Origin of the sequence: Cuneatibacter caecimuris (assembly GCF_004216775.1) — a bacterium.
GTDB classification, from domain to species: domain Bacteria; phylum Bacillota; class Clostridia; order Lachnospirales; family Lachnospiraceae; genus Cuneatibacter; species Cuneatibacter caecimuris.
Genome location: NZ_SGXF01000003.1, coordinates 75,810 through 96,795 on the forward strand (window position 1 = coordinate 75,810; position 20,986 = coordinate 96,795).

A 20,986-nucleotide genomic window follows, 5' to 3' on the forward strand; every position below is an offset into this window, starting at 1 on the left:
TACAGGAAATGGGAATATTAGGGTTGCACATTGGGCGGCCAGAGAGTAAAATAAATTAACAACTGAGCAGAAAGAGGATATGATGATGAAAAAGATAAATCTTGCAGTTTTATTTGGCGGACAGTCCTCAGAACATGAGGTTTCCTGCATGTCTGCCGTCAATATTATTGATCAGATAGATAAGGAACGCTACGAATTGCTGCTGATTGGCATTACAAAGGAAGGCCGGTGGCTGAGGGCAGAAAGCGCGGAGGAAATCCGCAGCGGGGAATGGTGCAGCAGCCGGGAGCAGGCAGTAATTCTGCCGGATGCGGTCAGAAAAAGCGCGCTGGTGTCCGGAAATGGAGAGAGCAGAGAGTTTCCGCTGGATGTGGTGTTCCCGGTGCTCCATGGATTGTACGGAGAGGACGGAACTGTACAGGGGCTACTGGAACTGGCTGGGATCCCCTATGTGGGGTGCGGGGTTTTGGCGTCTGCTGTTTCCATGGATAAACTGTATACGAAAATTGTTGTGGATAAATTGGGAATCCGTCAGGCCAGGTACGTTGGGACTCATCGCAGGGACCTGGATAAAATGCAGCAGATCATTGCAGAGGTGGAGTTTAAGCTGGGTTATCCGGTATTTGTCAAACCCTCCTGCGCAGGTTCCTCTGTCGGCGTATCCAAAGCAGAGAACAGGGAGCAGCTGGAAAGAGGGATACGCCTGGCGGCGGCCGAAGATGAAAAGATACTGATTGAAGAAATGATCTGCGGCAGGGAGCTGGAATGCGCCGTGCTGGGAGAAGAGAAAATATCAGCCTCCGGCGTGGGCGAGGTGCTCTCGGCTGCGGAATTTTATGATTATGAAGCGAAATATAACAACCCGGAATCCCGTACAGATGTTTCACCGCAGCTGCCGGAGGGCAGGGAAGAAGAAATCAGGCAGGATGCCATGAAAATATTCCAGGCGGTAGGCGGCAGCGGGCTGGCCAGAATAGACTTTTTCCTGGATAAAGACGGGGTGGTGTTCAATGAGCTGAATACCATGCCGGGTTTTACCGCCATCAGCATGTACCCCATGCTCTGGGAGAGCAGGGGGCTGGCGAAGAAAGAACTGATTGAACGCCTGATCCGTACAGCGTTTCACAGAGGAGAATGAATATGGATAAAAATGCCCCTATCGGAATATTTGATTCCGGCGTAGGGGGGCTGACGGTAGCCCGTGAGATTATGCGCCAGATGCCGGAAGAGAGAATCGTCTACTTCGGGGATACGGCGAGAGTTCCCTACGGCAGCAAGTCCAGGGAAACGATTATCAAATATTCCAGGCAGATTGTCCGCTTTTTGCTCACCAAACAGGTGAAGGCAGTGGTAATCGCCTGCAATACGGCCAGCGCCTATGCCATGGATGCTGTGGAGGAAGTGTGCAAGCTCCCGACCATCGGCGTGGTGAAGCCCGGGGCCAGGGTAGCGGCGGAAGCAACCCAGAACCAGAGGATCGGAGTCATTGGGACAGAAGGGACGATCAGCAGCGGCCTGTATCCGGCCCTGATTCACCAGTTTGACCCGCAGATCGAAGTCATCGGAAAGGCCTGCCCTCTGTTTGTGCCTCTGGTAGAGGAAGGCTGGCTGCACGATCCTCTGACAGAAGAGGTGGTAAAGAGGTATCTGGACAGCATGAAGCAGGAAAAAGTGGACACCCTGGTTTTGGGCTGCACCCACTACCCTTTGCTCCGCTCCATGATCCGGAAGGTGATGGGAGAGGGGGTCAACCTGGTCAATCCTGCTTATGAGACAGCAGTAGGCCTGCGGAGAATGCTGGAATTCCGGGATATGACGAATGAAGGCCGATTGGACGAGGGTGTGGACAAGTATCAGTTCTATGTCAGTGATTCACCGGAGCGGTTCCAGGCTTTTGCAGATTCCATCCTTCCCTGTACGGCAGAACATACGGAAGTGGTAAATATAGAGGAGTATTGAGATGAACAAGGATGTTGTTATTAAAGTAAGCGGCCTGCAGAGTTCGGAGGGCGGGGAAGAGACTGTGGAAGTCACAACAGTAGGGAGCTATTACTATAAGAACAATAAACACTATCTGATGTATGAGGAAGTCCTGGACGGAACCTCCGCTCCTGTGACAAACACGCTGAAAATACAGCCCGGGCAGGTGGATGTGATTAAAAATGGTTCCACCCATGTGCATATGAGTTTCCGGCAGGACCGCCGCAGCACCAGTTTTTACTGCACTCCTTACGGTGCAATTGAAGTAGGGCTGGATACGAAAGACATCCAGCTGCAGGAAATGGAAGAAGAGCTCCATGTCAGGATACGGTATGGCGTGGAGATGAGCAATGAATATGTGGGAGACTGCAGTATCCGGATCGACGTCACTCCGGCAGGATGAGGCAGTCAGCAAAAGATGTCGCTTAAGCGGCTGGCCATTGACTTCTTTCTTGACATTCCAATGAATATTTGCTACGCTATATCTACCATCAATAGACAACACATAGAAAGAGTGACGTAAAAATGAGAAAAAGTACAACAGATTTAAGCGACAGCGAATTGCTGACACTAAAGTGCATCTGGGACGCGGGAAGGGATCTGTCTGCTGCTGAGATCAGAACATCTCTGAAAGACAATTATGACAAGGCTTGGGAACCGCCCACAGTCTGCACTTTTCTGGCCAGAATTGAGAGCAAGGGTTATATCAGCGTGAGGCGTAAGCCCAGAGGGACAGGGAAAGGGTATTTGTATCATCCCCTGATGGATGAGGCCGCATATCGTGAGCAGCTCCAGAAAAAATTAATGGATGCCTGGTTTGACGGCTCAATCAGCAGATTTGTGGAAACTTATTTGGGATCTGAGAAAATTTCCGAGGAAGAAGCGGGACGGTTGAAGGAATTGGTATCTGGTCTTAAATAGGGGGCAGTTCTGAAAGGAATGAGCATGGTTCAATTACAAGTATTAAATGACAGTAATAAGAAATTCCTGAAAGAAATACAAAGAGACGATATCCCGAAAAATTTTGTGGAAGACGTGGAGGATACCATTGAACTGTCAGAGTATGGGGAATCAAATAATCTTAAGGGCCATTGCTACGCGATTCTCTATAATAATATATTTGTTGGGATTATCTTGATTGGAGAAGCAATAGAATGCAGCGCAGATCCTGAAGCAGTGAAAGGGAGTCTTTTCTTTCGGATTATGGGATTTGTAATTGATCAAAATTTTCGGGGGATGGGAATTGGTTCAGAGGCATTGGAGAAAGCGATTCACAGTATTTATTCAGAATTCGGACCCGCGCCTGTTGTATTGGAATGCCATAAAGACAATGGGGAGGCACTGAAATTTTATACCAGAAACGGGTTCAGGAATACGTTTATCCTGAATAATCAGGATTACTATCTGATAAGAGAACAGGGGAAGCCCGGAAGAAGGTAAGATGATAATAATTAAGTGAGGGAAAGCAGCGCGTACACTGCTTTCCCTCACTTAATTATTTTTTCTTTTTCGATTTTTTATCTGGCTGGTTCATTTCATTCATTTTATTCTGAGCTTTTCTGCGGAGCTTTGAAAAAATCCCTTTTTTCTTAGGCGCTGCCGGAACGGCTCCGCCGCGGACGCTCTTGATTGATGTGATATACAGGCCGCTGACAACTACCTTGACCTCCTGCTTCACAGGGAGCTGCTCAAATACCTGAGGATCAGACATCAGGGTCATCACTCTGGGACCGACCTTTGCCTTGACAATGGGCATTTTCGCGCGGCGCAGATATTTAGGAGTCTGCTCTAAAACCTGTTTGGGCAGGCTTGTGCATTCCTTCAGCCGCATTTTTTTCTTATCAATGACCAACATGGATACGGTCTGAGCCACTGCGTCCATCTGCTGCTTCTGCTCCGACTGGCGTTTCTGCATCTTGCGCCCGAGGAAATAGAGGCCAACAAAGATTGCAGCGACCACCAGCAGGATGATGATCATGACAGTCAGGAATGTGTCCACGCCGCTGGCTGCCAGCATTTGATTCATATTCATGAAAAATCCTCCTGGGTTTTAATGATGTACCTGGATATTATAACAGAAGGAAAAGATTTCCGCAAGAGGGGCCTGCAGGTTTTCTGTAAGGTTTCTTTATTATTTATAAGAAAAATCCTTGACAGCTTGACAGAATTATGTTAAGATGGCATGTGCACTATTGTGGCGTCATGTGCCTTGTTATGCCCTTTTTTCCATAAAAGCCTTGATTTTACAGGGTTTTCGGTGGGCCGCGCAGAAGAGTCACATTTAACTATCATAAAACAGGGGTGAACGTCGAATGGAAAAAAGCAGAATCCGGCCTGTGAAATCAGGAAAGAGCGTAAGAATGAGCTACTCGAGACAGAAAGAAGTTCTTGAGATGCCCAACCTGATCGAGATTCAGAAGGATTCCTATCAGTGGTTCTTAAAAGAAGGACTGAAGGAAGTATTTGAAGATATATCTCCGATCGCAGATTTCAGCGGCCATCTGAGCCTGGAATTTGGTAATTTTGAGTTATGCCGTGAAGATACCAAGTATACGATTGATGAGTGCAAAGAAAGAGATGCCACTTATGCGGCTCCCTTGAAGGTTTCCGTGAAGCTGTGCAACCATGAGACCGGAGAGATCAAAGAGCACCAGATATTTATGGGCGATCTCCCGCTGATGACCGACACAGGCTCCTTCGTGATCAACGGCGCGGAACGTGTTATCGTCAGCCAGTTGGTGCGTTCTCCCGGTATTTATTATGGTATTACACACGACAAGGTGGGTAAGCGGCTGTTTTCCTGTACCGTAATCCCCAACCGCGGCGCATGGCTGGAATATGAAACGGATTCCAACGATGTGTTTTTTGTGCGGGTGGACCGTACCCGTAAGGTTCCGGTTACCGTGCTGGTGCGCGCCCTTGGATGGGGCACCAATCAGGAGATCATCGATCTGTTCGGCGAGGAGCCGAAGATCATGGCCACTTTCCAGAAGGATACTTCTGATAATTATTCAGACGGTCTCCTGGAACTGTATAAAAAGATCCGTCCCGGCGAGCCGCTGTCTGTTGACAGTGCTTCCAGCCTGTTAAACAGCATGTTTTTCGATCCCAGGAGATATGACCTGGCGAAAGTGGGACGTTACAAATTCAATAAAAAACTGCATTTCCGCAACCGTCTGAACGGTCAGGCGCTGGCGGAAGATGTGGTGGACCCTTCCACCGGAGAGGTGCTTTTTGAGGCAGGCACTGTGCTGAACCGCAGGACTGCCGCGCAGATCCAGAACGCTGCGATTCCCTATGTGATGATTCAGACAGAGGAACGCAATGTTAAGGTGCTCTCCAATATGATGGTGGACGCATCGGAGTACCTGCCCTTTGATCCCCGGGAAGCAGGCGTTACAGAGTTAGTATTTTATCCGGCGCTGAAAAGTATTCTGGAAGAAAATGACACAGAGGAAGAACTGAGGGAAGCGGTTCACCGCAGAATCCATGAATTGGTTCCAAAGCATATCACAAAAGAGGATATCATAGCCTCTATTAATTATTGCATGCATCTGGAAGCAGGCATCGGCGCGGATGATGATATCGACCATCTGGGAAACCGCCGTATCCGTGCGGTGGGCGAGCTGCTGCAGAACCAGTACCGCATCGGTATGTCCAGAATGGAGCGTGTGGTGCGCGAGCGTATGACGACTCAGGATATTGACGGAATCACACCTCAGTCTTTGATTAATATTAAGCCGGTGACTGCGGCTGTGAAGGAGTTCTTCGGAAGCTCCCAGCTGTCCCAGTTCATGGACCAGAACAACCCTCTGGCAGAGCTGACGCATAAACGCCGTCTTTCCGCTCTGGGGCCCGGCGGTCTGTCCAGAGACCGTGCAGGATTTGAGGTGCGTGACGTACACTATACCCATTACGGCAGGATGTGCCCCATTGAGACGCCGGAAGGTCCCAACATCGGCCTCATCAACTCCCTGGCCAGCTATGCCAGGATCAACGAGTACGGCTTTGTGGAAGCACCTTACCGCAAATTGGATAAGACAGATGTCAATAACCCTATTGTTACAGACGATGTGGTTTACCTGACAGCCGACGAGGAAGACGATTTCGTGGTGGCCCAGGCGAACGAACCGCTGGACGAAGAAGGGCATTTCATTCATAACAATGTATCCGGACGTTTCCGCGAGGAGACTTCCGAATTCCAGAAAAAACAGATCGATCTCATGGACGTGTCCCCGAAGATGGTATTCTCGGTGGCGACAGCTATGATCCCCTTCCTGGAGAATGACGACGCGAACCGTGCGCTGATGGGTTCCAACATGCAGCGTCAGGCTGTGCCGCTTCTGACCACCGAAGCTCCCGCAGTGGGCACCGGTATGGAAGGCAAGGCGGCGGTAGACTCAGGCGTGTGTATGACTGCCAGACGTTCCGGAGTGGTGGAACGTTCCGCTTCCAATGAAATCGTGATCAAAGCGGACGAAGATGGGACAAGGGATGTTTATAAGCTGACAAAGTTCATGCGCAGCAACCAGTCCAACTGCTATAACCAGAAGCCTATCTGCTTTAAAGGCGATCATGTGGCTGCAGGCGAGGTAATTGCAGACGGGCCTTCCACCTGCCAGGGCGAGATTGCGCTGGGCAAGAACCCCCTGATTGGGTTTATGACCTGGGAAGGCTATAACTACGAGGATGCTGTTCTGCTCAGCGAAAGGCTTGTGCAGGACGATGTATATACTTCCGTTCATATTGAAGAGTATGAAGCAGAAGCCAGAGATACAAAGCTGGGGCCGGAAGAAATTACCCGGGATGTGCCGGGCGTAGGCGAAGACGCCCTGAAGGATCTGGATGAGAGGGGTATTATCCGCATTGGCGCTGAGGTCCGCGCAGGAGATATTCTGGTGGGCAAGGTGACGCCCAAGGGAGAGACAGAGCTGACGGCAGAAGAACGCCTGCTGCGGGCTATTTTCGGTGAGAAGGCCAGAGAGGTGAGGGATACCTCCCTGAAGGTTCCCCACGGCGCGTACGGTATCGTGGTGGACGCCAAGGTCTTTACCAGAGCCAACAGCGATGAGCTGTCTCCGGGCGTAAATGAAACAGTCCGTATTTATATCGCGCAGAAACGTAAGATTTCCGTGGGAGATAAGATGGCGGGCCGTCACGGGAACAAGGGTGTGGTTTCCCGCGTGCTTCCTGTGGAAGATATGCCGTTCCTGCCCAATGGCCGTCCGCTGGATATTGTACTGAACCCTCTGGGCGTGCCGTCCCGTATGAATATCGGGCAGGTTTTGGAAATCCATCTGAGCCTTGCCGCAAAGGCGCTGGGATTCAATATTTCCACACCTGTATTTGACGGCGCCAATGAGAATGATATTATGGATACTCTGGAAGTGGCCAACGATTATGTAAACACTTCCTGGGAGGAATTTGAAGAGAAATACAGAGACCTGCTCCGCCCTGAAGTGATGGAATATCTGGGCAGCCATCTGGAACACAGAGGACTGTGGAAGGGTGTGCCCATTAACAGAGACGGTAAGGTGCAGCTGCGCGACGGACGTACCGGCGAGTTCTTTGACGGCCGAGTTACCATCGGGCATATGCATTATCTGAAGCTACATCATCTGGTAGACGATAAGATCCATGCTCGTTCCACCGGCCCTTATTCGCTGGTTACGCAGCAGCCTCTGGGCGGAAAAGCCCAGTTCGGCGGACAGCGTTTCGGTGAGATGGAGGTTTGGGCTCTGGAGGCATATGGAGCATCCTATACCCTGCAGGAGATCCTGACCGTGAAGTCCGATGACGTAATCGGCCGTGTAAAGACTTATGAGGCGATCATTAAGGGAGAAAACATCCCTGAACCGGGAATTCCGGAATCTTTCAAGGTTTTGCTGAAGGAACTGCAGTCCCTGGGACTGGATGTGCGCGTGCTGCGTGAGGACAATACGGAAGTTGAGATCGGTGAAAATGTGGATTACGGGAATACAGATTTCCGTTCCATCATGGAGGACGCCGACCGCCAGTATCAGAGAGAAGAAGAGAATTTCGGCGCCTATGGCTACACCAAACAGGTGATTGCAGATGGTGAACTCGTCGATGAGGAAGCGGAGGAGCCGGGAGAAGAATTCCTGGAAGACTACACCGGCGACGAAGAGAGCCTGGACGAATGATTTTTCAAATCTGAGATTAGAAGGGAGTGCCATTGATGCCTGAAATGACAACCAATGAAACGTATCAACCGATGACCTTTGACGCCATCAAGATCGGCCTGGCTTCTCCGGAGAAGATCCGCGAGTGGTCTCACGGCGCTGTGACCAAGCCGGAAACGATTAACTATAGAACGCTCAAGCCGGAGAGAGACGGATTGTTCTGCGAGCGCATTTTCGGACCTCAGAAGGACTGGGAGTGCCATTGCGGAAAGTACAAGAAGATTCGCTATAAAGGCGTGATCTGCGACCGGTGCGGCGTGGAAGTAACAAAAGCCAGTGTGCGGCGTGAACGTATGGGCCACATTGAACTGGCAGCCCCGGTGTCCCATATCTGGTATTTCAAAGGAATTCCCAGCCGTATGGGCCTGATTTTGGATATTTCGCCCAGGACACTGGATAAGGTGTTATATTTTGCTTCGTATATTGTATTGGATAAAGGGACCAGCGACCTGCAGTATAAGCAGGTTTTGTCCGAGAAGGAATACAGAGAAGCTGTAGACCGCTGCGGATATGGTTCCTTCCGCGCGGGGATGGGAGCTGAGGCGATTCAGGAGCTGCTGCGGGCTATTGATCTGGAGAAGGAATCTCTGGAACTGCGGCAGGGGCTGAAAGACGCCAGCGGACAGAAGCGCGCCCGCATTATCAAGCGCCTGGAAGTAGTGGAGGCATTCCGCGCTTCCGGCAATAAGCCTGAGTGGATGATCATGGATGCGATTCCGGTGATTCCCCCGGATCTGCGCCCCATGGTGCAGCTGGACGGCGGCCGGTTCGCCACCTCCGACCTGAATGACCTGTACAGAAGGATTATCAACAGGAATAACCGTCTGGCGCGCCTGCTGGAACTGGGCGCCCCTGATATTATCGTGAGAAACGAGAAGCGCATGCTGCAGGAAGCAGTAGACGCGCTGATCGATAATGGCCGCAGAGGCCGCCCTGTAACAGGCCCGGGCAACCGCGCCCTGAAATCCCTTTCCGATATGCTGAAAGGTAAACAAGGACGATTCCGCCAGAACCTGTTGGGCAAGCGTGTGGACTATTCCGGCCGTTCTGTTATCGTGGTGGGCCCGGAGCTCAAAATCTACCAGTGCGGCCTGCCGAAAGAAATGGCAATCGAACTGTTTAAGCCTTTTGTAATGAAAGAATTGGTGGCGAAAGGCATTGCTCATAATATTAAGAGCGCTAAGAAAATGGTGGAACGCCTTCAGACAGAGGTCTGGGATGTGCTGGAGGAAGTAATTAAAGAACATCCCGTAATGCTGAACCGCGCCCCTACGCTGCACAGACTGGGTATTCAGGCATTTGAGCCCATTCTGGTAGAAGGTAAAGCGATTAAGCTGCATCCCCTGGTGTGTACCGCCTTTAACGCAGACTTTGACGGCGACCAGATGGCTGTCCATCTGCCGCTTTCTATGGAAGCACAGGCAGAATGCCGTTTCATGCTGCTGTCACCCAACAACTTGCTGAAGCCTTCTGACGGCGGGCCTGTGGCAGTGCCTTCTCAGGATATGGTTCTGGGTATCTATTATCTGACTCAGGAGCGTCCCGGCTATAAGGGAGAAGGCAAGTGCTTCCGCAGCGTGAATGAAGCGATTCTTGCTTATGAGAATCAGGTGATCACCCTGCACTCCAGAGTCAAAGTCCGCGTGCGCAATACCATGGCGGACGGAACAGTGAGAACCGGCGTGGTGGAATCCACTCTGGGCCGATTCCTGTTTAATGAAATCATACCCCAGGACCTGGGATTTGTGGACAGAACTGTTCCCGGAAATGAGCTGCTTCTGGAGGTGGATTTCCATGTGGGCAAAAAAGGCCTGAAACAAATTTTGGAAAAAGTTATCAATACCCATGGAGCTACCAAGACCGCTGAGGTTTTGGACGCGATCAAGGCAATGGGTTATAAATATTCCACCAGGGCGGCTATGACAGTATCTATCTCAGACATGACCGTTCCTCCTGAAAAGCCCCAGCTGATTCAGCAGGCCCAGGATACGGTGGACCGCATTGCGAAGAACTTCCGCCGCGGTCTGCTGACTGAGGAAGAGCGCTATAAAGAGGTGATTGAAACCTGGAAAAACACTGACGACGTTCTGACTCATAAGCTGCTGACAGGACTGGATAAATACAATAATATTTATATGATGGCTGATTCCGGGGCCCGTGGTTCCGATAAGCAGATCAAACAGCTTGCCGGCATGCGCGGACTGATGGCGGATACCACCGGCCACACCATTGAACTGCCGATTAAGTCCAATTTCCGTGAGGGCCTGGATGTACTGGAGTATTTTATCTCCGCTCATGGAGCCCGTAAGGGCCTGTCTGATACAGCCCTGCGTACAGCCGACTCCGGTTATCTGACCAGACGTCTGGTAGACGTATCTCAGGATTTGATTGTGCGTGAAGTGGACTGCTGCGAAAACCGTGTGGATAAAGACGGCAACCGTCAGATTCCTTTTATGGAAATTAAAGCCTTTACGGACGGGCAGGAGACGATCGAGAGCCTGCAGGACCGTATTACCGGACGCTATATTGCTGAAACCATTACAGATCCCGATACAGGGGAAGTCGTGGTGAAAGCAAATCATATGGTGACGCCCAGACGCGCCGCTGCTGTCATGAAAGTACTGGAAAAGACCGGAAGGAACAGCATAAAGATCAGAACGATTCTGACCTGTAAGTCCCATATCGGTATCTGTGCTAAATGTTATGGTTCCAACATGGCTACCGGCCAGCCTGTACAGGTTGGTGAGGCGGTGGGAATTATCGCCGCACAGTCTATCGGCGAACCTGGCACACAGCTGACCATGAGAACATTCCATACCGGCGGCGTGGCCGGCGGAGATATCACACAGGGTCTTCCCCGTGTAGAGGAGCTGTTTGAAGCGCGTAAGCCTAAGGGCCTTGCGATCATCGCAGAATTCGGCGGTGTGGCAACGGTGAAGGACAGCAAGAAAAAGCGTGAAATTGTGATTACAGATCTGGAGAGCGGCAACTCCAAGACGTATCTGATCCCGTATGGTTCCAGAATTAAAGTGCTGGACGGCCAGACTCTGGAAGCCGGCGACGAGCTGACCGAAGGAAGCGTCAACCCTCATGACCTGCTGAAGATCAAGGGCGTGCGCGCCGTACAGGATTATATGATCCAGGAAGTCCAGCGTGTGTACCGCCTGCAGGGCGTGGAAATCAACGATAAGCATATTGAGGTGATCGTTCGCCAGATGCTGAAAAAGATCCGCATAGAAGAGAGCGGCGACAGTGATGTGCTGCCTGGCGTTTCCATGGACGTGCTGGATTATAATGATATGAATGAGGCACTGTTGGAAGAGGGCAAGGAGCCTGCGGAAGGCAAACAGATCATGCTGGGTATCACAAAAGCTTCCCTTGCTACCAATTCCTTCCTGTCCGCAGCATCCTTCCAGGAGACCACAAAGGTGTTGACCGAAGCTGCTATCAACGGCAAAGTCGATCCCCTGATCGGGCTGAAGGAAAACGTCATTATCGGTAAACTGATTCCTGCCGGAACAGGCATGAAGCGTTACCGTTCCGTGAAGCTGAATACCGATGCCTGGGAAGAGGAAAAGGCCGTCCGGGAGGCGAGAGAGCGGGAAGAGGCCGAGCGCATCGCGGCGGAAAAGGCTGCCAGAGAAGCGGAAGAAGCCCAGGAGGATGATCTGGACGAAGAGGATCTGGACGCTGAAGATGTTCTGCTGGAAGAGGATATTCTGGAAGAAGAACTGGACGCTGAACTGGATGCGGAAGCTGAAGAAGAGGCCGGCGACCTGGAAAACGATTTTGAAGAAGAGCCAATTGACTGATTCAGAGGAGCGTTTTCAGGCAGAAAAGTTTAAAATACAATGATGTGCTGCCAAACGACCGAAGTACCGGTATGTTTGGCAGCGTTTTTTGTTTCATAGGAAACTGCATTCCCTATGAAACAAAACCCTCCGGGGGATCGCACTGCGGCGTAAGGAGCCATGTCGCTAAAGCGACACGCCGCAGGCGGGGAATCCCGCGAGCGGGATTCTTTTTCATTGCATAGGAAACTGCGTCTCCTATGAAACAAAACCCTCCGGGGGATCGCACTATGTGCTAGAGAGGAGAATGAGGATGGATTGCAGGATATCGATACCTGTCAAAATGGACGGCGCCCATAACTTCCGGGATTTGGGAGGTTATCCTGCCAGCGGTGGGATGACCAGAAGGGGCTGCTTTTTCCGTTCTGACAGCCTGGCGGGGCTTTCCGGAGCGGACAGAAGCTGGATGAGGCAGATGGGGATTACATGCGTACTGGATTTAAGAAGCAGAAAAGAGATCGAACAGGCGCCTGACAGCCTGGATGACAGCTTTCTCTATTATCCTGTTTGTATGTCCGACAGAATGACGGGCGCGGCGGATTTAAAGCAGTTTCCGAAACGGCTTTCGGAGCTGTACATAGAGATCTTAAATTCTTATCAGCAAGAAATGCTGCAGGTAATGCAGGTGCTGGTGGAGAGGGCAGGAAAACCGGCAGTATTTCACTGCACTGCCGGAAAGGACAGAACCGGGGTTACAGCAATGCTGCTGCTTTCCCTGGCAGGAGTACCAGAGGAGCTGATTATCAGAGATTACGCTTCCAGCGCAGAAAATATGGCGCCGGTATTTCAACAGCAGAAACTGATGCTGGAGAAAGCGGGATGGAAGGTGCCGGAAGTTCTGTTTTCCTCTCCTGCGGAGGAGATGGAGCTGGCAATGGAATATTTAAAAGCAACCTGGGGAGATACGGAGCAGTACCTTATTTCCTGCGGCGCGTCCAGAACAGATTTGATGCAGCTGAAGGCATTACTTGTGGAGAAATAAAAGTTTAAAAATTTGTTGACAGTTCCAGGATGTTATTGTATGCTGGAACTCAGCAAAAGACATCATACGTCATATGTATATCAAAATGTAAGAGAAAAGGAAAGGGGGGAGAGCCATGAAACTGCAGGCAGTCCGAAACACTCCGAAGATTCTGCCTGAGCAGGCTGCGGAACAGATTGCGGACAGGATTGTAGCCGGGAGCTTTGCAGCTGGTCAGCAGCTGCCAAATGAATTTGACCTGGCGGAACAGCTGGGCGTGGGCCGTGGTACAGTCCGGGAGGCCGTGAAGATCCTGGTTTCACGAAATATTCTGGAAATCAGAAGGGGCTGCGGCACATTTGTCTGCAGCCACCCAGGAAGGGTGGAAGATCCACTGGGTTTTTCTTTTGTCAGGGATAAGAAAAAGCTGGCGCTGGACCTGTGTGAAGTGCGGATGATGCTGGAACCGGAAATCGCGGCTCTGGCAGCCGCCAGGGCTACGGATCAGGAAATTGAGTCCTTGCGGAAAGCTGCGGAAGAAGTGGAGCAGGAGCTTCTTGCAGGCCGGGACCATGGTGGAAAGGATATGGAGCTGCACCGGCTGCTTGCAGTCTGCAGCAGGAATCAGGTGGTAGAGCAGTTGATTCCCATGATACAGCGGACTATTTCTATATTTATAACATTGACCGACGCGCAGCTGGTTGAGGAAACGATCAGGACCCACAGGCGTTTGATAGAAGCGGTGAAAAACCGGGATGCGGACGGAGCGCGGGACGCCATGCGGGAACATTTGGAAAATAACAGGCAGAGAATCCGGATAATGCCGGATCATGCGGAAAATCAGGAAAGGCAGGAAAAAAGATGAAAAGTCAGGATTTGCGTAAAATTGCACCGGAGCTGGACCCGCTAAGGCTGGGGACAGGCTGGAAGCCGGAAGATCTGGGGAAGGCGCAGATTATAATTGAGAGCTCTTTTGGAGACAGCCATCCGGGCAGCGGCCATCTGCTGGAACTGGTGGAAGAAGCCAGGGCAGGAGCGGCAGAAGCAGGAGGACACGGCGCCAGATATTTTTGTACCGATATCTGCGACGGCGAGGCACAGGGACATGACGGTATTAATTATTCCCTCGCGTCCAGAGACATGATGGCCAACATGATGGAGATCCATGCAAATGCAACTCCCTTTGACGGCGGCGTTTTCATTGCCAGCTGCGACAAGAGCATGCCCGCCCATTTGATGGCAGTGGGAAGAATCAATATTCCTTCTATTGTTGTGACCGGCGGCGTGATGGACGCCGGCCCAGATCTTCTGACACTGGAGCAGATCGGCGCTTATAACGCCATGTATGAACGTGGAGAAATCTCAAAAGAGAAGATGGATTTTTACAAACAGAATGCGTGCCCTTCCTGCGGAGCCTGTTCATTTATGGGAACAGCGTCCACCATGCAGATTATGGCAGAAGCTCTGGGCCTCGCCCTGCCGGGCAGCGCTCTGATGCCTGCTACCAGCGCTGAGCTCAGGGAATTTGCCAGGGAAGCAGGGCGCCAGGCAGTGTGGCTGGCGGAACATGAGCTTACTCCGGACAGGATAGTTACCATAAAGTCCTTTGAAAATGCGATTATGGTTCATGCCGCAATTTCCGGCTCCACAAACTCACTGCTGCATCTGCCGGCGATTGCCCGGGAATTTGGCATAGAAATCGATGCGGACACCTTTGACCGCCTGCACAGAGGCGCCCATTACCTGCTGAATATCCGTCCGGCCGGTGAGTTTCCTGCACAGTATTTCTATTATGCCGGAGGCGTGCCACGGATTATGGAAGAGATTAAGAGCATGCTGCATCTGGATGTGATGACGGTTACGGGAAAGACGCTGGGGGAAAACCTGGAAGAACTGAAACGGAACGGATATTATGAAAAGGGGAAAAAATATCTGGATGAGCTGGGCCTTACCAGAGAGGATGTGATCCGGCCTTTTGACAAAGCGTTCGGGACGGACGGGAGCATTGCGATTCTGAAAGGAAATCTGGCCCCGGAGGGAGCAGTGGTCAAGCACACGGTAGTGCCGAAAGCCATGTTTGAAGCCACCCTGCGTGCCAGGCCCTTTGACAGCGAAGAAGATGCCATCCATGCGGTGCTGACCCATGAGATCAAGCCGGGAGACGCAGTGATCATACGGTACGAGGGCCCCAAAGGGAGCGGGATGCCGGAGATGTTTTACACCACTGAAGCGATTGCATCGGACGCTGAACTTGGTTCCACGATTGCCCTATTAACGGACGGACGTTTTTCAGGGGCTTCCAAAGGGCCGGCAGTAGGCCATATTTCGCCGGAGGCGGCAGAAGGAGGCCCCCTGGCCCTGGTAGAAGAAGGAGATCTTATTTATTTGAACATCCCTGAGAGAAAACTTCAGATCGTGGGAATCCATGGAAAGGCAATGGGAGAAAAGGAAGTCGCGGAGATCCTGGAAGAGCGGCGCAGAGCCTGGAAACCCAGACCGAACAAATATCCCAAGGGGGTGCTGCGCATTTTTGCTGACCGGGCTGTTTCGCCAATGAAAGGCGGTTACATGGAATGACCGGAGAACTTCTTAAAGAACACTTCAGCAAGTATCCTGGGATGGAGCTGCAGGATGCGGTGAAGCTTCTGTACCAGTCTGAGTTTGGCGGCGGCCATATGATTGCAGACCCAGAGGCCAGCCTGCGGAGACTGGAGGAGGAATACGGGACCTTTCATGAAGGCAGCCAGATCAGCGAGATAAAACCCGGAGAAAAAATACTGTGGGAGCCCGCTGGAAAGGGAATGGCCCGGATCTATCTGGACGCTATGGACGCAGGGCTGTCTGCGCGTACATTGAATGCTATGTTTGTGCGGTCCGCGGAAACCGCCGCGGGTAAACCGGAAGCTTTTCAGGAAAGCCTGGAAGAGCTGGCCGCCCTCTGCCGGGCGGGAACGCTGCCTTTTAGTGGAGAGGAGGCTGAGCAGTATATCAGGGAGTACCGCGGCATGGGATGCCCGGTTCTGAGCCATAGCCGGACTTACCGGGAACTTTACCATCCGGCGTACCGCATTGTGGACAGGCGTTATGCGCAGTATCTGGAAGTATTTCTCCAAATTGACAGGCTGCTGGCGGAAGGCGGAAGTACAGGCCAGATAAATGCAGCAGTGGACGGGATGTGCGGCAGTGGGAAAACCACCCTTGCCGGGCTGCTCTCAGGCGTGTATGACTGCAATATCTTTCATATGGACGATTACTTTTTACAGCCTTTCCAGCGGACGGAGAAACGGCTGCTGGAAGCCGGGGGGAATGTGGATTATGAAAGGTTTCAGGAAGAGGTGCTGTCCCATCTGAAGGACCCAGGAGGGCTAAATTACAGGATTTATGACTGCGGCCGGCAGAGGCTGACAGACCTGACCCATACGGATTATTCCAGAATCAATATCGTGGAAGGCGCTTACAGCCAGCACCCTTATTTCGGGGACTTCTATGACCTCCGGGTTTTCCTGGAAATTCCGGGAGATGAGCAGAGACGCCGCATTTTGGAGAGGAACGGTGAATTCATGTTCAGGAGATTTGTGAGTGAATGGATTCCTATGGAAAATAAATACTTCCAGGCTTATGGAATCCGTGAAAAATCTCTTTGCCTGAAAGGCTGAACAGACAACCCCGGGGACGCGGTTAAGAAAAGCGTTCCCGGTGCTGTCTGTTCAGCCAGTCTACGGCCTCTGCAATGCCGTCGCCGCTGAATTCAAAGCTGGCTTTTACATGATCTGATTCCTCGGAAGCCTCAAAACAAAAAGGTTCCGGCCAAACAATCACCTCCAGACAATCCTTTTGTGCTTCTTCCGCCCCTTCTGAAACTTTATGCAGCAGAAAACGCATGCCCCGGTAGCTTCCCGCAAACCGGGATTTTTTCAGAAAATTCAGCGGCATAATGTCCGATACTTGTATCATTACCTGTCCTCCTGTCCGGCTTCAGCCTGTGATCTGAAGATCAGTATAGCAGAAAAATGCCCGGCGGACAATGGGGCCGCCTGTCAAGGGTTTACCCATTTTACAAATCGCTTTTTTCCCAGCTTCAGTACGTCCCCTTCCGATACCGGCGTATCCAATGCGTCCGGCCCCAGCTTTTCCCCGTTCATCTGCACTCCGCCCTGCTTCAGAAGCCGGTGGAATTCACTTTTGCTGGCAGCATAGCCTGCATCCACCAGCGCGCCGATCAGGCCGGCCAGAGAAACCTGGGAATCTGGCAGGACCAGTTCAGGGATCTGGTCAGGAATCTGTTTTTTACTAAAGGCGGTCTCATAGAAAGCTCTGGCCTGCCGGGTTTCTTCTGAAGAATGATACAGGCCGGTCACAATGCCTGCAAGCTCCAGCTTGACGTCTCGGGGATTTCTGCCTTCTTCCATCTCGCGGCCCAACTGTGCGATGCGGTCAGGGTGCTCATCCGTTGCCAGTTCAAAATAGCGGAGAATCAGCCGGTCAGGAACTTCCATAACCTTTTTAAACATGACTTCTGCCGGTTCGTCCACCCCGATATAGTTGCCCAGGCTTTTGCTCATTTTTTCGACTCCGTCCAGCCCTTCCAGAATAGGCATAAACATCGCGATCTGCTGTTCCTGCCCCATGGACTTTTGCAAAGTGCGCCCCATCAGGATGTTAAATGTCTGATCCGTGCCGCCCAGCTCCAGATCCGCCTTGAGAAAAACAGAATCATAAGCCTGCATCAGGGGATAGAAAAATTCATGGAGCCCGATGGGCACCTGGTTCTGATAGCGGTTTTGAAAATCGTCCCGTTCCAGCATTCTGGCAACCGTGACGGTAGCGCCCAGCCGCAGCACTGTCTCAAAATCCAGTTTGCCCAGCCATTCGCTGTTGAAACGCACCTGGGTTTTTTCTTGGTCCAGCACCTTGAAAATCTGATCGCAGTATGTCTGCGCGTTAGCGCGCACCTGCTCTTCCGAGAGGGCGGACCGGCCTTTCGCTTTGCCGGTGGGATCTCCGATCCGTCCGGTAAAGTCTCCGATTACGATGACTGCCCTGTGTCCAAGATCCTGCATCTGGCGGATTTTCCGCAGAACAACCGTATGCCCCAGGTGGATGTCAGGGGCGGTGGGGTCCAAACCCAGCTTTACAGTCAGGGGAACCTGAGTTTCCACAGACCTTTTCAGTTTCGCCAGCAGTTCTTCTTCGTTCACAATCTTTTCAGCGCCTTTTGCGATCATTCGCAGCTGCTCCTCCGGAGCGGTAATAATCTGATTCATGATTGATATCTCCTTTCTGTCAATTCCGCAAACGGACTTCTTTTACAAAGAAGCTCCTTTTAGGGAATAAAAAAATCCCGTCCTGATTGAAAGGACGGGATAAATTCCGCGGTACCACCTTTTTTCATAAACAGCTCGCGCTGCCTACCTCGTCGAGTACGTCCGGTGAATATGCCGGCAATCACGGAGATACTCTAGCACGATAACGGGTGCAGGGCCCGCCGCAGCCTACTGAGGAAAATCCTGTTTGGTGCGGAGCTCAAAGATGTATTCGCTATGCGTGCCTGTGCGCCTCTCATCGGCCGGCTGCTTTCTGTACAGACAAAACTGCATCGCTACTGGTTCTTGTCACAGCTTTTAGGTTCCAGCAATGCTGGTATGAAATTGGCTGTATCATAACAGAGCTTTTCCGGTCTGTCAACCCTTTTCCGCAAAATATTGAAAATAAAATTTGCAGCAAAGCTCTTTACAATTTCGGGGAGAAGGGGTATACTGTGAAATACGATAACAATATGTTGTTAAATAGTGCGGGGAGAACACTATATCTAGTCAGGAGAAGGAATATGGTATATGTAATTAAGAAAGATGGAACAAAAGAAGAATTTAATGTGGAGAAAATTGTCCGTGCTGTGAATAAGTCGGCTTCCCGTATTCTGTATCATTTTACAGAAGAAGAAATTTCGTTTATCTGCAAGTTCGCCCAGGATAAGGCGATGTCTCTGGGACAGGAAGTGATCAGCATCCAGGATATGCACAATATTGTGGAGGGAGCGCTGGAAAAGGTGAACCCGTCGGTGGCCAAGAGCTACCGCGATTACCGGAATTACAAAAAGGACTTCATCCATATGATGGACGAGGTGTATACCAAGAGCCAGTCCATCCGCTATATCGGGGACAAGAGCAATGCCAACACGGACAGCGCTCTGGTTGCGACCAAAAGAAGCCTGATTTTTAATGAGCTGAATAAAGAGCTGTACCGCAAATTTTTCATGAACCGGAACGAGCTCCAGGCCTGCAAGGACGGATATATCTATATCCATGACCAGTCTGCCCGGCTGGATACCATGAACTGCTGTCTGTTTGACGTGGCTAATGTCCTGAAGGGCGGGTTTGAAATGGGCAATGTCTGGTATAATGAGCCGAAAACCCTGGATACGGCCTTTGATGTGATGGGGGATATTATTCTGAGCACGGCAGCGCAGCAGTATGGCGGCTTTACAGTGCCGGAAGCAGATAAGATTCTGGAACCCTATGCGGAGAAGAGCTATGTAAAATATCAGGAGGAATTCAGAAAATTTGCCGACCCTTCCTGGGAGGGCGTGGAGGAGCGCGCGGAACAGTACGCCATGGCAAAGGTGCGCCGCGATTTCGACCAGGGGTGGCAGGGGATTGAATATAAGCTGAATACTGTGGGGTCTTCCAGGGGGGATTATCCCTTTGTAACCGTGACCCTTGGCCTGGGAACAGGACGTTTTGCAAAGATGGCCTCCATATCCCTGCTGAATGTCCATAAGGAAGGGCAGGGCAGGCCGGGAAACAAGAAACCTGTACTGTTTCCGAAAATAGTATTTCTTTTTGACAAGAAAATTCACGGCCCGGGCGGAGCGTGTGAAGATGTGTTTGAAGCGGGAATCGCATGTTCCGCCAGAACTATGTATCCTGACTGGCTGTCCATGAGCGGGAAGGGGTATATTTCCAGCATGTACCAGCGCTATGGAAAGGTGATCAGCCCCATGGGGTGCCGGGCTTTTTTGAGCCCCTGGTATGAGAGGGGCGGGATGTATCCTGCGGATGAGAACGATGTGCCGGTATTTACAGGGCGTTTTAATATTGGGGCTGTGAGCCTGCATCTGCCTATGATTCTGGCCAAATCCAGGGCGGAAAACCGGGATTTCTATGAGGTGTTGGATTATTATCTGGAGATGATCCGCAACCTCCATATCAGGACCTACGATTATCTGGGAGAGATGCGCGCTTCCACCAATCCTCTGGGTTACTGTGAGGGCGGCTTCTATGGCGGCCATCTGAAGCCTACAGATAAAATCAAACCTATTCTCAGGCCGATGACCGCTTCTTTCGGCATCACAGCGCTCAATGAGCTGCAGGAACTGTACAATGGCAAATCCATCGCGGAGGACGGAGCGTTTGCCCTGGATGTGATGGAGTATATCAATAAAAAAGTGACGGATTATAAAGAAAAAGACGGGATTCTTTATGCGATCTACGGGACGCCCGCGGAATCTCTGTGCGGCCTTCAGGTAGAGCAGTTCCGGAAGAAATACGGGATTGTGGAAAATGTTTCTGACCGGCCATATGTGAGCAATAGTTTTCACTGCCATGTGACTGAGGAACTGACTCCTATCCAGAAGCAGGATCTGGAGGGCAGATTCTGGGAGCTGTGCAACGGAGGCAAAATCCAGTATGTCCGCTATCCCATTGATTACAATGTGGATGCCATCAAGAGTCTGATCTACAGAGCGATGGATCTGGGTTACTATGAAGGGGTGAATCTCTCTTTGGCATATTGCGACGACTGCGGCCATCAGGAGCTGGAAATGGATGTTTGCCCTGTGTGCGGATCAAGAAACCTGACAAAAATTGACCGGATGAACGGATACCTGTCCTACAGCCGGGTCCATGGGGATACAAGGCTGAATGCCGCAAAGATGGCGGAAATTGCAGACAGGGTTTCCATGTAGCCGCGGCTGAAGATCCGGCAGGCAAGAG

Annotated in this window: 15 protein-coding genes; 12 read left to right on the forward strand and 3 right to left on the reverse strand. The window is 51.3% G+C overall.

Annotation, left to right across the window (positions count from 1 at the left end; translation table 11 throughout):
• Nucleotides 1-85 precede the first annotated feature (85 nt).
• The 5 genes from EV209_RS08665 to EV209_RS08685 all read left to right on the forward strand — a co-directional run bounded on the left by EV209_RS08665 (nt 86) and on the right by EV209_RS08685 (nt 3,420).
• Complete coding sequence (locus EV209_RS08665; protein ID WP_130435068.1) at nt 86-1,138, forward strand: D-alanine--D-alanine ligase family protein; 1,053 nt, start codon at nt 86-88, stop codon at nt 1,136-1,138.
• Nucleotides 1,135-1,959, forward strand: a complete 825-nt coding sequence (gene murI, locus EV209_RS08670) for a glutamate racemase (RefSeq protein WP_207220592.1) — start codon at nt 1,135-1,137, stop codon at nt 1,957-1,959. The genes EV209_RS08665 and murI overlap by 4 nt, the downstream gene beginning before the upstream one ends.
• A 1-nt stretch (nt 1,960) precedes the next feature.
• Entirely contained in the window at nt 1,961-2,383 is a 423-nt protein-coding gene (locus tag EV209_RS08675; RefSeq protein ID WP_130435070.1) for a YwiB family protein, read from the forward strand.
• 122 nt (nt 2,384-2,505) lie between these two features.
• On the forward strand, nt 2,506-2,901 hold the full coding sequence (locus EV209_RS08680; RefSeq protein WP_130435071.1) for a BlaI/MecI/CopY family transcriptional regulator: 396 nt from the start codon (nt 2,506-2,508) through the stop codon (nt 2,899-2,901).
• Nucleotides 2,902-2,925: 24 nt separating this feature from the next.
• Nucleotides 2,926-3,420 (forward strand): GNAT family N-acetyltransferase, encoded by a 495-nt coding sequence (locus EV209_RS08685; RefSeq protein ID WP_165388874.1) that lies wholly within the window; start codon nt 2,926-2,928, stop codon nt 3,418-3,420.
• A gap of 55 nt (nt 3,421-3,475) precedes the next feature.
• Here the strand turns inward: EV209_RS08685 and EV209_RS08690 are convergent, their stop codons facing one another.
• Nucleotides 3,476-4,012, reverse strand: coding sequence for a hypothetical protein (locus EV209_RS08690; protein WP_243647557.1), 537 nt, complete (start codon nt 4,010-4,012; stop codon nt 3,476-3,478).
• Between the two features lie 280 nt (nt 4,013-4,292).
• Between EV209_RS08690 and rpoB the strand changes: the two genes are divergently transcribed.
• The 6 genes from rpoB (at nt 4,293) to EV209_RS16680 (ending at nt 16,651) form a co-directional block, all read left to right on the forward strand.
• Complete coding sequence (gene rpoB, locus EV209_RS08695; protein WP_130435073.1) at nt 4,293-8,144, forward strand: DNA-directed RNA polymerase subunit beta; 3,852 nt, start codon at nt 4,293-4,295, stop codon at nt 8,142-8,144.
• Between the two features lie 35 nt (nt 8,145-8,179).
• On the forward strand, nt 8,180-11,995 hold the full coding sequence (gene rpoC, locus EV209_RS08700) for a DNA-directed RNA polymerase subunit beta' (protein ID WP_130435074.1): 3,816 nt from the start codon (nt 8,180-8,182) through the stop codon (nt 11,993-11,995).
• Between the two features lie 292 nt (nt 11,996-12,287).
• Nucleotides 12,288-13,016, forward strand: a complete 729-nt coding sequence (locus EV209_RS08705; protein ID WP_130435075.1) for a tyrosine-protein phosphatase — start codon at nt 12,288-12,290, stop codon at nt 13,014-13,016.
• A gap of 115 nt (nt 13,017-13,131) precedes the next feature.
• A complete protein-coding gene (locus EV209_RS08710) occupies nt 13,132-13,860 on the forward strand; it encodes a FadR/GntR family transcriptional regulator (protein ID WP_130435076.1) in 729 nt (242 codons plus the stop codon).
• The gene (gene ilvD / locus EV209_RS08715) at nt 13,857-15,572 is read left to right on the forward strand and encodes a dihydroxy-acid dehydratase (RefSeq protein WP_130435077.1); all 1,716 of its coding nucleotides are present in this window, start codon (nt 13,857-13,859) and stop codon (nt 15,570-15,572) included. The genes EV209_RS08710 and ilvD overlap by 4 nt, the downstream gene beginning before the upstream one ends.
• A complete protein-coding gene (locus EV209_RS16680; protein ID WP_243647558.1) occupies nt 15,569-16,651 on the forward strand; it encodes a nucleoside/nucleotide kinase family protein in 1,083 nt (360 codons plus the stop codon). The genes ilvD and EV209_RS16680 overlap by 4 nt, the downstream gene beginning before the upstream one ends.
• A gap of 22 nt (nt 16,652-16,673) precedes the next feature.
• Here the strand turns inward: EV209_RS16680 and EV209_RS08725 are convergent, their stop codons facing one another.
• Nucleotides 16,674-16,949, reverse strand: coding sequence for a hypothetical protein (locus EV209_RS08725; protein WP_130435078.1), 276 nt, complete (start codon nt 16,947-16,949; stop codon nt 16,674-16,676).
• 83 nt (nt 16,950-17,032) lie between these two features.
• Complete coding sequence (gene tyrS, locus EV209_RS08730; protein WP_130435079.1) at nt 17,033-18,259, reverse strand: tyrosine--tRNA ligase; 1,227 nt, start codon at nt 18,257-18,259, stop codon at nt 17,033-17,035.
• 563 nt (nt 18,260-18,822) lie between these two features.
• Between tyrS and nrdD the strand changes: the two genes are divergently transcribed.
• Complete coding sequence (nrdD, locus tag EV209_RS08735) at nt 18,823-20,958, forward strand: anaerobic ribonucleoside-triphosphate reductase (protein WP_130435080.1); 2,136 nt, start codon at nt 18,823-18,825, stop codon at nt 20,956-20,958.
• Nucleotides 20,959-20,986: the final 28 nt, after the last annotated feature.